Source organism: Pseudoxanthomonas wuyuanensis (assembly GCF_900215535.1).
Lineage (GTDB): Bacteria > Pseudomonadota > Gammaproteobacteria > Xanthomonadales > Xanthomonadaceae > Pseudoxanthomonas_A > Pseudoxanthomonas_A wuyuanensis.
This window is the reverse complement of sequence record NZ_OCND01000006.1, coordinates 190301-203653: the sequence shown is the minus strand read 5'-3', so window position 1 is coordinate 203653 and position 13353 is coordinate 190301. Positions and strand designations below refer to the sequence as shown.

The 13353-nt window shown below is 62.2% G+C and carries 10 protein-coding genes; 5 read left to right on the top strand and 5 right to left on the bottom strand.

Translation table 11 applies throughout. The features are described from left to right. Positions 1–64 precede the first annotated feature (64 nt). From mutL to CRO39_RS13515, 4 genes are read left to right on the top strand one after another with little or no spacing between them, the layout of a single operon-like run. The gene (gene mutL, locus CRO39_RS13530) at positions 65–1825 is read left to right on the top strand and encodes a DNA mismatch repair endonuclease MutL (protein ID WP_097122478.1); all 1761 of its coding nucleotides are present in this window, start codon (positions 65–67) and stop codon (positions 1823–1825) included. A 1-nt stretch (position 1826) separates the two neighbouring features. Next, positions 1827–2774 carry a DUF1684 domain-containing protein gene (locus CRO39_RS13525; RefSeq protein ID WP_238394553.1) on the top strand — a complete coding sequence of 316 codons (948 nt, stop codon included), beginning with the start codon at positions 1827–1829 and terminating at the stop codon, positions 2772–2774. 5 nt (positions 2775–2779) lie between these two features. Continuing rightward, the gene (locus CRO39_RS13520) at positions 2780–3733 is read left to right on the top strand and encodes a TraB/GumN family protein (RefSeq protein ID WP_097122477.1); all 954 of its coding nucleotides are present in this window, start codon (positions 2780–2782) and stop codon (positions 3731–3733) included. A 40-nt stretch (positions 3734–3773) separates the two neighbouring features. Continuing rightward, positions 3774–5348 (top strand): tetratricopeptide repeat-containing sulfotransferase family protein, encoded by a 1575-nt coding sequence (locus CRO39_RS13515; RefSeq protein WP_097122476.1) that lies wholly within the window; start codon positions 3774–3776, stop codon positions 5346–5348. A gap of 12 nt (positions 5349–5360) precedes the next feature. On the opposite strand, the gene rnfB is transcribed toward CRO39_RS13515, so the two are convergent. The 5 genes from rnfB to CRO39_RS13490 form a co-directional block, all read right to left on the bottom strand. Next, entirely contained in the window at positions 5361–5771 is a 411-nt protein-coding gene (gene rnfB, locus CRO39_RS13510) for an Rnf electron transport complex subunit RnfB (RefSeq protein WP_097122475.1), read from the bottom strand. A gap of 22 nt (positions 5772–5793) precedes the next feature. Beyond that, on the bottom strand, positions 5794–6384 hold the full coding sequence (locus CRO39_RS13505; RefSeq protein ID WP_097122474.1) for an HAD family hydrolase: 591 nt from the start codon (positions 6382–6384) through the stop codon (positions 5794–5796). A gap of 10 nt (positions 6385–6394) precedes the next feature. Next, positions 6395–8482 (bottom strand): methionine--tRNA ligase, encoded by a 2088-nt coding sequence (gene metG, locus CRO39_RS13500; protein WP_097122473.1) that lies wholly within the window; start codon positions 8480–8482, stop codon positions 6395–6397. A 112-nt stretch (positions 8483–8594) separates the two neighbouring features. Next, positions 8595–9032: a DUF2147 domain-containing protein gene (locus CRO39_RS13495; protein WP_097122472.1), complete on the bottom strand. Its 438-nt coding sequence runs from the start codon at positions 9030–9032 to the stop codon at positions 8595–8597. Between the two features lie 173 nt (positions 9033–9205). After that, positions 9206–12043 (bottom strand): TonB-dependent receptor plug domain-containing protein, encoded by a 2838-nt coding sequence (locus CRO39_RS13490; RefSeq protein WP_097122471.1) that lies wholly within the window; start codon positions 12041–12043, stop codon positions 9206–9208. Between the two features lie 197 nt (positions 12044–12240). On the opposite strand from CRO39_RS13490, the gene apbC reads away from it, so the two are divergent. Continuing rightward, positions 12241–13290, top strand: a complete 1050-nt coding sequence (gene apbC / locus CRO39_RS13485) for an iron-sulfur cluster carrier protein ApbC (protein ID WP_338015725.1) — start codon at positions 12241–12243, stop codon at positions 13288–13290. The last annotated feature ends 63 nt before the right edge of the window (positions 13291–13353 follow it).

Below are 13353 nucleotides of genomic sequence, written 5' to 3'. Positions count from 1 at the left end.
CAACCGCCGCGCTCGGCTATCATCGGGGCTGATTCTTCCCACGGCGCTGCGGCGCCGCCCGAATGTGCCGATCCGCCAGCTTCCCGACACCCTGATCAACCAGATCGCCGCCGGCGAGGTCATCGAACGTCCGGCCTCGGTGGTCAAGGAACTGGTCGAGAACGCGCTGGACGCCGGCGCGCGCCGTATCGACATCGATCTGGAAGAGGGCGGCGTACGGTTGATCCGGATTCGCGACGATGGCAGCGGCATTGCGCCGGAAGAACTGCCGTTGGCGGTGTCCCGCCACGCCACCAGCAAGATCGCCTCGCTGGACGATCTGGAAACGGTCATGACGCTGGGCTTTCGCGGCGAAGCTTTGCCGTCGATCGCCTCGGTCAGCCGCTTTGCGCTGTCCTCACGCCGCGCTTCCGATGCCTACGGCAGCACGTTGCAGGTCGACGGCGGCCGGGTCGCCAGCGTGGCGCCCACGCCGCACGCTATCGGTACCACGGTGGAAGTGCGCGATCTGTTCTTCAATGTTCCGGCCCGGCGCAAGTTCCTGCGCGCCGAGCGCACCGAGCTGGGCCATATCGAGGAATGGTTGCGCTCGCTGGCGCTGGCGCGTCCGGACATCGAGCTGCGCGTGGCGCACAACGGCAAGCCGGCGCGGCGTTACAAGCCCGATGCGGCAGAACCGGCGGCGCGGCTGCTGGAAGCGTTGGGCGAAGGGTTCGCCGAGCAGGCGCTGCACATCGATCATCAGGGCGCAGGCCTGCGTCTGCGCGGCTGGATCGCCCCGCCGGCCTATTCGCGTTCGGGTGCGGATCAGCAGTACGCCTATGTCAATGGACGCGCCGTGCGCGATCGCGGCATCGCCTACGCGGTGAAACGCGCCTACCAGGAGTTGCTTTTCCACGGCCGCCACCCGGCATATGTGCTGTTCCTGGAGATCGAGCCGGCCCGGGTCGATGTCAACGTGCATCCGGCCAAGCACGAGGTGCGTTTTCGCGAAGCCCGGCTGGTGCACGACTTCGTCTACCGCACGCTGTACGACGCGCTGGCCGGTGCGCGCGCCGATATCGCCGCGTCGATGCTGCCTTCGACGTTGAGCGGCGCCGATGCGGCGCGGGTGGCACCGCTGACCTGGACGCCGGCCGCGGCCGGTGGCTTGCGCATCGGCGAAGCGCCCGCGGCCTACGCCGCGTTGTATGCGTCGGCGCCGGCCGGCCTGGAGCCGGCGGTGCTGGCCGATGGGCCGGTGCCCCCGCTGGGGTATGCCATCGCCCAACTGCACGGCCGCTATGTCCTGGCCGAAAACGCCGATGGCATGATTGTGGTGGACATGCATGCGGCCCACCAGCGTATCCGCTACCAGAAGCTCAGGAACGCCTATGAGGGCGTCGGCCTGCACGCGCAGCCTTTGCTGACGCCGTTGACGCTGGCGGTGGCCGCGGAGGAGGCGGAGCTGATAGAACGCAACGCCGAGACGCTGATTGCTCTGGGATTCGATGTGGGCCGCAGCGGTCCGGGATCGCTGCATGTGCGTAGCGTCCCTGCGCTGTTGTCGCAGGCCGATCCGCAGGCCTTGCTGCAGGATGTACTGAACGGCCTGCGCGGGCGCGACCAGAGCCAACGCGATGGGGGCGATGCCGATGGACTGCTCGCCGCGATGGCGAGGCACGAGCCGGCAAACAGCGGGCGTCGGCTGACCCTGCCCGAATTGAACGCATTGCTGCGCGAAGTGGAAGCCATCGAACGCTCCGCTGGCCGCCGCGATGAGCGTCCGCTGTGGACGCATTTCCCATTGGCTGATATGGAACGCTGGTTCCTGCGAGGACGTTGAGATGCTGAAAACCCAACTGGCAATGACGGCGGCGTTGGCGATGCTGCTCGTGGCCTGCCAACCGGCCGAGCCGGCGCGGTCCCCCGGCAGCGGCAGTGCGCCGATCGCCGATGCCGCTTTCGTTGCCGAAACCCAGGCCTGGCGCGATCGGCGCAAGCAGGATCTGCTGCAGCCGGACGGCTGGACCAGCCTGGTCGGGCTGCATCCGATCGAACTGAAGGCGCACTACATCGGCGCCGGTCCCGGCAGCGGCATCCGCCTGGCGGCGGGGCCGGAAAAGATGGGCATGCTGTCCCGGCAAGGCGACCGCTACTTCCTGATGCCGGAACGCGATTCCGGGTTGCTGCTGGACGAAGAACCGGTCAAGGCGCGCATCGAACTGCGCGACGATCGCGACCCTGCGCCCACCACGCTCGCGTTCGACGAAGGCAAGGGCAAGCTGAACCTGATCGAACGCGGCGGCCGCCACTATCTGCGGATACGCCATGAGGATGCGCCGACGCGTATCCACATGGGAGCCCTAGAGTACTGGCCGACGGATCCCGCCTGGCGGTTCGAGGCGCGCTTTGTCGCCAATCCTGCCGGTACCACGCTGCCGATCATCGACATGATTGGCGTCACCACGGCGGTCCCCAGTCCTGGGGCGGTCGAATTCGAACGCAACGGCGCCTCCTACCGGCTGGATGTGCTTTCCGCCGCCGACGGAAGGATGTTCATCCCGCTGGCCGATCGCACCAGCGGGCAGGGCAGCTATTCGGCAGGCCGCTACCTGGAGATTGACGCGCCGGCGGACGGCAAGGTGGTGTTGGATTTCAACCGTGCCCACAATCCGCCCAGCGCATTCACCCTTTACGCCACCTGTCCGTTGCCGCCGGCGCAGAACCGCTTGGATCTGGCTGTCGAGGCCGGCGAGAAGGCCTACCGCAGAATCGATTCGTCCTCACCCTGACAAGGATGCGTATGCGCCACCGCAACAGACTCAATCTTATCGGCCCGTTGCTGCTTTTCGCGCTGTCAGCGACCGCCAGCTTCGGTGCTCTCGCCAAAGCGCCGGCCGCGGCCGCTGCGCCGCCACCGGTACCGCTGCTGTGGAAGGTTTCCGACCAGGACAATGCGGTCTACCTGCTGGGTTCGTTCCATCTGCTCAAAACCACCGACTATCCGCTGGCGGAGGAGGTTGAGGCGGCGTTTGAAGATGCGGCTTCGCTGGTGTTCGAAGTCGAACCCTCGGAACTGACTTCACCGGCAACGATGGCCAAGTTCCAGAGCGCAGCCGGTTACGAAAACGGCAAGAGCCTGAGCACCGTGCTGCCGGAAGACGTCAAGGCCAGGCTGGCGGCGCTGCTGTCGGCCAGCGGCAGCTCCATCGAGCAGATGGAAACCACCGAACCCTGGGCGATCAGCCTGGGCATGGTGATGGGCATGGCGCAGTCGGCCGGATTCCGGCCGGAGCAGGGCCTGGACAATCATTTCATCCGCCGCGCGGCCGAAGCCGGCAAACCCGTGGCCGGGCTGGAAACCATCGATACGCAGGTCGCGGCGATGGACGGCACGCCGCACAGCGAGCAGGTCTACAGCCTCAACAAGCTGCTGGAGAGCCCGCAGGAGGCGGTGCGCGAACTACTGGATCTGCACCAGGCCTGGCGCAGCGGCGACGTCGAACGGCTGGACGGCAAGATGCGCAAGGAGATGCAGACGCACACGCCGGTCAGTTACCGGATGATCAACCTGGATCGCAACAACGCCTGGCTGCCGCAGATCGAAAAACGCCTGAGCGCGCCGGGCAACGACAACACCCTGATCGTGGTCGGCTCGCTGCACCTGATAGGCGAGGACGGCGTGGTCGAAAAGCTGCGCGCCAGGGGTTACCGGGTGGAACGCATCTGCTCTGCGTGCGCGGAAGGATGATCGAACAAAATCTTGCTGGATCTACCGGAGTTGTTCCAGGATGAGCGAACCCGCCGAAATTTACAGGCATGCCATTGCCGCATTGAACCGCGGTGACTGGAGAAGGGCGCAGGAGTTATCGATGGAGCTGGTGAGAAGTGGACCACCGCACGCGGGGGTCCATTTTGTTGCTGGCGCCGCCGCACTGCAGCTAGGGCAAATGCCGCTGGCAGCGGAGCTGCTTCGCCGCGCAGTTGCGCTTAATCCGGAACGCCCCGACTATGCAGCGCAATTGGCGCGCGTGCTGGCTACCGGGCGGTTTATGCGTGAGGCGGTGGAAACTGCCGACAGGGCAATGGCGCTGGGACCAGATGACCCTCTTACTCTCGATACGCTGGGTGTCGTTTATACCCAAGCCAATGCCCACGAGAAAGCTGTTGAGGTATTCAGGCATGCCTCGGAACGTATGCCGAAGCAAGCGAGCTACCGATTCAACCTGGCCACTTCCTTGACCTTTACGGGAGATATACGGACAGCGGAGTTGGAATACTTGGAGTGCCTCCGGCTGGATCCCAGATACTGGAAGGCATATTTGGCCCTAGCTCAGCTGCGCAGGCTTACAGAGGAATCCAATCATATTCAATGGTTCGAATCGGTACTGCCGGCCGTTGCCGGCGACGCGGATGGAGCGATGTACGTGCACCTGGCTCTGTCGAAGGAGTTGGAAGATATCGGGGAATACTCGTCGTCATTCGAACATCTGACCCTGGGCAAATCTGCAAAGCGCGCGCATCGCGGCTATACCATCCAACGCGACAGCAACCTCTTTGACGAGCTGGCCGCCGCGGCACAGGAGATTCCTGAAGTCCCAAATGCCAGTCAGAGCAAGGAACCCATTTTTGTTATCGGCATGCCGAGAACGGGAACCACGCTGGTGGAGCGGATTCTTTCCAGCCACTCGCTGGTGCATTCGGCAGGCGAACTGCAGAACTTTGGAGTGATGCTCAAGAGAGAGTCGGGAAGCAGAACGCCTGCGATGCTGGACATCGATACGGTGAGGTTGGCGCGCCACATCGACTGGAGTCGCTTGGGCGATGCTTATGTCGCCAGCACCCGGCCGGGAACCGGAACGACTCCCTTCTTCGTCGATAAGCTTCCGCACAATTTCATGTATGCAGGGTTTATCGCGCGCGCGCTTCCGCGTGCAAGAATAATCTGCCTTCGCAGAGATCCGATGGATACGTGTCTGAGCAATTTCAGGCAGCTTTTTGCGCAGTCTTCACCGTATTACGACTACTCGTTCGATCTTATGGATACTGGGCGCTACTATCTGCTGTTCGATCGGCTCATGAAGTATTGGCACAACGCTATACCTGGTCGAATAATGGAAATAGACTATGAAGCGATTGTTGAATCACAGGAGGAGTCGACCAAGCGTCTACTTGGGTTCTGCGATCTGCCGTGGGAGGGCGCCTGCCTTCATTTTGAGAAGAATGAGGCTCCCGTTGCGACAGCAAGCGCCGTACAAGTTCGGGCGCCAATCTACCGTTCTGCCATGAAAAGGTGGAAGAAATACGAGAGGAATCTTCAGCAACTGCGCGAGCTTCTGGAAAGCTCAGGAATCGAGGTTGAATGAGTAGTCTGCGACTCAGACCATCCTGATGCAGTCCACCGGGCACGCCGGCACGCATAGTTCGCAACCGGTGCACAGTGGCTCGATCACCACATGCATATGCTTGGCGCCGCCGATGATGGCGTCGACCGGGCAGGCCTGGATGCACTTGGTGCAGCCGATGCAGTCGGCTTCGATCACCACGGCGACCTGCGCGGGTTTGTGCTCGCCGCGGCTGCGGTCATAAGGCAACGGCGCAGTGCCCAGAACATGGGCAAGCGCTTTTGCGCCGGCATCGCCACCGGGCGGGCAGCGGTCCGCCTGCGCTTGGCCATTGGCCATCGCCTCGGCATAAGGACGGCAACCGTCGAAACCGCACTGGCCGCATTGGGTTTGCGGCAGCAAACGGTCCAGTCGTTCGGTCAGGTTTTCGGGAATGGGCCGCATCTGTGGAACCTGGAAGCTGCCGTCAGGCGATCCGGCGACCGCGATACCAGCGTTGCTGGGCCAGTGCCAGCATGCCACGGTCTTCGCGGCTGTCGCCGTAGGCGTGGATTCGAGCATACGCGCCAAGATCGTAGCGCGCGCGGATCCGCTGGACCTTTTCGCCGCCGCAATCGCCCTGGTGGTAACGGCCGGTAAGCGTCCCCGCATGGGCCTCGAGCCGGTTGCAGATCAGCGCCAGCCCGTGCTGCTCGCACCAGGGTTGCAGATAGACGTCCAGCGAGGCGGATACGACGACCACCGTATCGCCTTGGGATTGATGCCAGCCGATGCGCTGCATCATTTCCGGACGCAGCAACTTTGGCAATACTTCGACGCAATAGCGCTTGCCGCGCTCGTCGACTTCCGCCGCCAGGCGTCCGGCGAAGGCCAGCCGCGTGACCCGCGCACGGATGGCGCAGGCCGACACCAGGCCCAGGCGATAGCCGGCCAGCCACGGACCGATTTTCCATTTTACCTGCGCCAGCTGCTCTGCCGTGGCGATACCCCGCAGGAAGCGGGAATAGGTGTCGGTTGTGGTGATGGTATGGTCGAAATCGAACAGGGCCAGGTGCATGGGGCGGCTTTCAGCGCACCGGCATGCCGGGCTGCGCCGCGGCATCGGCGTCCAGCAGCGCCAATGCGCCGCCATCGAAGCCGGCCGACAGGATCATTCCTTCGCTGACCCCGAAGCGCATCTTGCGTGGTGCCAGGTTGGCGATGAACACCACGTTGCGCCCGACCAGCTTGTCCGGTTCGCCATAGCTGGCGCGGATGCCCGAGAAGATCTGCCGCTTGCCCAGTTCGCCGGCATCCAGTTCGAAACGCAGCAGTTTGTCCGAGCCTTCGACGAATTCGCAGACCAGCACCTTGCCGATGCGCAGATCCAGCTTGGCGAAATCGTCGATGCCGATGAAACTGCTGGCGCTGCCCGTTGCAGGAGCGACGTCAGTCGCGACAGCTTTGGGAGCGGAGTGTGGAGTTGCGACTGGTGTCGCCCCCGCATTCGGGGCGGTGGCGGGGGCAAGGGTGTCCTTGGAAGCTTCGGTCATGGCGTCGATCAGTTTGGGGTCGATACGGGTAAAAAGCGGTGCATACGGTTTGATGCGGTGGGCCAGCAGCGGCGCGTCCAGGTCCTGCCAGGCATAGACCGGCGCAGCGAGGAATTCTTCGGCTTGCGTTGCCGTGCGCGGCAGTACCGGCTTCAGCGCGGCGGCCAGTACGCGGAACAGGTTCAGGCCCTGCGTGCAGACCGCCTGCAGTTCGGCCTCGGCGCCTTCCTGCTTGGCGATCACCCACGGCTTTCTGTCGTCGATATAGCGATTGGCGTCATCGGCCAGGGCCATCGTCTGGCGGATGGCGGCGGCCGGGTCGTTGCGTTCGTAAGCCTCGCGGACTGGCGCCAGCGCCGCGACGAAACGCGCGTAAGTCTGGCCATCCGGCAGCGCATCGGCCAGCTGTCCGCCGAATCGCTTGTCGATGAAGCCCGCGCAGCGGCTGGCCAGATTGACGAACTTGCCCACCAGATCCGCATTGACGCGGGCAACGAAATCGCCGAGGTTCAGATCCAGATCGTCAACGCCACCGGAGGACTTGGCTGCGTAGTAGTAGCGCAGCGCTTCGGCTTCCAGGCCCACATCCAGGTAGGTCCGGGCCATCACGAAGGTCCCGCGCGACTTCGACATCTTGGCGCCATCGACCATCAGATAGCCGTTGACGTGCAGCCGGGTCGGCGCGCGATAACCGACGCCATGCAGCACTGCTGGCCAGAACAGGCCATGGAAATTGACGATGTCCTTGCCGATGAAATGATGCAGTTCGCTGGCGGTGCCCGCATTCAGGTGCGAATGGAAATCCTCGCCGGTGCGTTCGCACAGGGTCTTGAAGCTGCTCAGGTAGCCGATCGGCGCATCCAGCCAGACGTAGAAGTACTTGCCGGGTGCATCGGGAATCTCGAAGCCGAAATAGGGAGCATCGCGGGAGATATCCCAGGCGCGCAGGCCGCCCTCGGCATCCAGCCACTCCTTCAGCTTGGCTTTGACCCCGGGCAGCGCCACGTCGCCGGCCAGCCATTCGCGCAGGAACGGCTCAAAGCGGCCGACTTCGAAGAAATAATGTTCCGAATCGCGGATTTCCGGGGTGGCGCCGGAGATGACCGATTTCGGTTCCTTCAGATCGGTGGGCGCGTAGGTGGCGCCGCAGACTTCGCAGTTGTCGCCATACTGATCGGCCGAGCCGCAGTTCGGGCAGATGCCCTTGATGTAGCGATCCGGCAGGAACATGCCCTTGGCCGGATCGTAGAACTGCGCCACGCTGCGGCGGGCGATATGGCCGCCGGCTTCCAATCGCGCATAGAAGGCTTCGGTCAGTTCGCGGTTGGCGGCCGAGTGGGTGGAATCGTAGTGATCGAAGGCCACGCCGAAGGCGGCGAAATCGCGCTCATGGCTGGCCTGGACATTGGCAATGAACGCTTCCGGAGTCACCCCGGCCTTTTCTGCCGCCAGCATGATCGGCGTGCCATGGGTATCGTCGGCGCAGACGAAGTGGGTAGTGTTGCCGGCCAGGCGGCGGGCACGGACCCAGATGTCGGCCTGGATATAGCCGACCAGATGGCCCAGGTGCAACGGACCATTGGCGTAGGGCAGGGCGGTGGTGACGAGTGCGGTGCGGCTCATGGGGGCTGTCTTGCGGGGAAGCCGCGATTATCGCATGGGCCGTTGCGGGGCCCTAGAAAGGGCTTGGCCCGGCATTGCCGGGCCAAACGCGCGCTTCGGACAGCTGCCGGAACTACTGACGGATCCAGGTCTGCGACTTGCAGATGAAGGCGATGCAGCCGGAGACTTCCAGCTTCTGGCCGCCGTCGATCAATTCCATCTTCGACTTGTAGACCTTGCCCTCATCGGGCTTCAGGATGGTGCCACCGCTGTACTTGCTGGTGCCGTCCGCTTTCATGCCGCGGATGATTTCCATGCCGGTGATGGGCTTGTCCTTGCGGTCGTCCTTGCACTTGTCGCAGACCGGATTGGGCTTGCTTGGGTTCAGCAGCTCGACGATGCGCCCGCTGAACGTGCCGTTGCTGTTCCGGCTGATCTCGACGATGGATTTTGGCTTGCCGGTCTGGTCGTCGATGGTCTTCCAGCGGCCGACAGGATCGGCGGCGGCTGCCGACATCGACAACAGGGCCAGCGGCAGCGACAGGCAGGCGGTAAACAGGGTCTTGCGCATGGTTCCCCTCCCAGGGAATGAGTTGGTCAGTTCCCAGGACAGGCTCACTTGGGGCCATCCCGGATTGCTGCCTTTATACCGCATTCGCTGGCGTATGGAAGGGGCGGATAGTCCAAAAAAAGACCCCGCCTTCTGGCGGGGTCCTGAACAGCAGCCTGGTACGGGGAGAACCGTTACTTGGCTCCGAACATGTAGCGCGCTTCAACATATACCGCACGCCCATAGGCGCTGTATTGTGAGCTGTTGTAGGGTGCACCAGACGTGCCCGGATAGGTACGATCTTCCGGCGGCATGTCGTTTAGCAGGTTGCTAACCGACAGTGACAGATCCAGAGCATCCAATGGTGAGTAGCTCACGCTGAAGTTGTAGGTCGTGAACGGCTTCAACTTGCCGGCCCGACCGGTCGGATCGTCGTAGGTCTCCAGCACCCGCGCACGGTAGTTCGGCGTATGGCCGATGCGGTTGGCGTAGAGAGTGGTGCTCCAGTTGTCCTTACGCCAGGTCACCGAGGCATTGGCCTTGCTCTTGGGATCGCTGCTCCAGCCAGGATTACGCAACAGATCGATCGGCTCGTCGCCTTCGAACGCCACGAACTCATGTTTCAGGTTGTTGGTGTACGAACCACGGAACATCAACTGGCCGTAAACGCCAGTGTCCCATACATAGTTGGCACTGACGTTTACCGCTTCCAGGATTTCTTGCGCCTCGTTGACCTTCGGCGTATAAATTTCTGTGATGCGGTTCAGACTGTCTCGAGTGATCTTGGACAGCGCATCGACACACACAGGAGCGTTGATGTCATAGCCATTTGCACCCGTACGGCAATACATCTCGCGTAGCGCCAGGCCGTCCGGATCCTGTGAGCCAACCTCATCGCGAATATCCCAGCGGAAGTAGTCTGCGGTGAACGACAGTGCCGGTAGCGGTGCCCAGACAAAACCGACATTCCAGACATCGGCGTTCAGCGGTTCCAGATCGCGGCTGCCTTCTGTCGTACCGAAGAACTGGCGGTTCGAGAACGCTGCCGGGCACTGATCGACTTCGGTCGGGTCAAAACCAAGCAACTGGCAGTTGTAATAGTCCGTCACCAAGTTGTAATAGCCGCTTTCTGCCTGGAACTGATCCGCCAGCGTCGGTGCCTTGAATGCCGTGCCGTACTTGCCGCGCAACAGGAAACTTTCGACCGGGCGGTATTCGATGCCCAGCGAATAAGTTGTCTTGTCTACGGTTTCCGCGCCATCCGGTTCAAACCGGTCATAGCGGCCGGAAAGCGAAATGGTCAGCGGGTCGAATACCGGCAGCCTGAGTTCGGCGATGGCTGCATAGCGATCACGCTCGCCGCCACCATCGACCGAGGTGGTACCCCAGACCTCGCCATTCAACAGGCGTGCGTCCGGCTTGTAGCTCCATTCTTCCTGTCCAGCTTCAAGCGCCACTGCGAGACCGGCACTGCCGCCAGGCAACGAGAACAATTCGCTGTTTGTCAGCTGGCCGCGCAGCATGTCATTGGTCGTCTTGCTCTTGGAACTGGTGTAACCCGTGAAACTGCGGAAGTCTTCCGGCGACATCATCGTGTAGAACGCGGCATAGTCCGGCTGGAACACCGGGTACGCACCGTAGTATGGATCCAGACCCAATTCGGGTCCGAGCACCTTGTTCTGGAAGTAGTCGTTGATCGGGCCTGCAAAGCGGGCGAAGCCCTGTTCGTCCAACTCGTAGCGTGTGCTGGTCAGGCCAATATCGTAGTCCCACTTGGAGGCGCCAATGCGCCCCTTGGCACCCAAGGTGACGTGCCAGGATTCGGTCTTGTCCTTGTTCATCGAGTTCTCGAACCCACCGGCCCCCATCTCCTCCGGCGCAAAGGCGCGTTGCAAGTTCAGGAAATCGTCCAGGTCAGGGTCATAGTAATAACCCCATTCGACGCCGGTACCCCACCAAGTGTAGTTGGAGCCGACGTGGTATTTGACCTCTTCGTCGTTGTAAAGGACGTCGGCATACAGCTGATGGTTGTCGTTAAGGTCAAAGGTCGCATGGCTGTAGACCTGTAGCGAATCCTTGCCATTCTTCAGCGTGCGATAGCCCGGCGTGAAGAATGAGCCACAGTAGTTTTCATCGCCAAAGTTCGGCCTTGTTTGCAAACCTTCGGTGCCACCGAAGGCATCCGTCACGTTGGCGCAGTTATTCGGGTCGAGAAAGGCGTAGCTGGTGAACGGGCTGTATACCAACCAATCGCGGCTCGCCAGCGGCGCTGAAGTGCCATTGCGGTAGTATTGCTTGGTGATATCGCGTTGGTAGGCCCAGATGGGCTCGCTGCTCTCGTATTGGACCCCAAAGACGCCGTTCAGGCGATCATCTGCCGCACTGAAACCCGTAGCCAAGGTGACGCGCCCGGAGTCGCCGCCGCCATCAGTGTAGGTGCCCCCGCGGATACTGATAGTGGTGTTGTCGACCCGTGTCTTGAGGATGACGTTCACGACGCCGGCGATGGCGTCGGAACCATACAGCGAAGACTGACCACCGGGGAGAATTTCGATACGCTCGACCAGATCGACAGGAATACCGCTGATGTTGTTGAACGTGTCGCTACCGTTGTACAGCGCCGGATAGTCGGCCATCGGCCGACCGTTGATGAGGTACTTGGTATAGCCCGGGTTCAAGCCGAACATGCTGACCGTTTCCGCACCCTGAGTGAAGGATGCCGAACTCTGGGAGCCCTGGATGCCGCCGGTAGCGAAGGAGGATTGCTGCAATACGTCGGAGACGCTGGAGAAGCCGCGGGCCTGAATGTCTTCGGCCGAAATCACGGTAACCGGAGTGAATGTTTCCTTTGTGGTCTGAGGAATCAACGAGCCGGTTACTACAACCTTGTCTAAAGTGGTCGCTGTCGAGGTCTTCTGGGACTCTTCGATTTGCTGTGCGAAGGTTGAAGCTGTCACAGGCGTCAGGATGGCGGCGAACAATGCGGCACTTAGACGACTACGCTTTGGAGAAAGCGAATTACGAACTGTCATGTTGTGAATCCCCTAAACTATCCAATAGATGCGGCCCCCATGGACTGCTTCCTTGAGTCCAAACCGCAATGCGAATTTCCCTGTGGCCCGACGTTAACATGCCATTAACAGACGCGCCTATAGCACAGGAAAATGTTACTGATGTTACTTTTAAAATTGTGACACAAGTCACAAAAATATGACAATCTGGATTATTTGTGCAACTTCTGTCACATATTTCCCTGGCTGGGGAGTCCGTCTCCCTGGCGGAAACGGGTTCTCGGGTTCAGTCGCAAGGCCCCACGGAAGCCCGGCAAGTCCATCTAACCCTGGGTTTCCCTGCCGAGGGTCTGGCTGGGGTTCTGCGAGAGCAGGTTGAGGCGGCGTTGGCCGCAGAAGGTGCCGGACTTGGCGGGTTCAAGCTGGACTTCCGGGTTGTGTCGCACGCCGTCCAGCCCAACCTGACCCCCCTCCCGCGCGTCCGCAACATCATTGCCGTCGGTTCGGGCAAGGGTGGGGTGGGCAAGTCGACCACGGCGGTCAACCTGGCGCTGGCGCTGCAATTGGAAGGGGCGCGGGTGGGGGTGCTGGATGCGGATGTGTACGGTCCAAGCATCCCGGCCATGCTGGGCTTGAGCGGCAAGCCGGAGAGTCCGGACAACAAGTCGATCGAGCCGATGCGGGCGTTCGGGGTGGAGGCGATGTCGATCGGGTTCCTGGTCGAGGCCGACACGCCGATGATCTGGCGCGGTCCGATGGCGACGTCGGCGCTGACCCAGTTGCTCAACGACACACTGTGGGGCGATCTGGACTATCTGCTGATCGACCTGCCGCCGGGCACCGGCGACATCCAGCTGACCCTGGCGCAGAAGATTCCGGTGGCCGGGGCGGTGATCGTCACCACGCCGCAGGACATCGCCACGCTGGATGCGAAGAAGGCGCTGAAGATGTTCGAGAAGGTCGATGTGCCGGTGCTGGGCATCATCGAGAACATGGCGGTGCATACCTGTTCGAACTGCGGCCATGTCGAGCATCTGTTCGGCGAGGGCGGCGGCCAGCGGATGGCGGCGCAGTACGGCGTGCCGCTGCTGGGCTCGCTGCCGCTGGACATCGCCATCCGCGAACAGGGCGACGCGGGCCAGCCGGTGGTCGTGTCGGCGCCGGATTCGGCGGTCGCCCAGGCTTACCGCCAGACCGCCCGGGTGATGGCGGCGCGGCTGGCGATGCGGCCGCGGGCGGCGATGCCGATTGCATCCTCGCTGGTTTAGCAGGTTGTCGAAACAGCCTGCTTGCGCGACCAGGGATGGGCCGCGACGGCGCAGCCAGTGCGT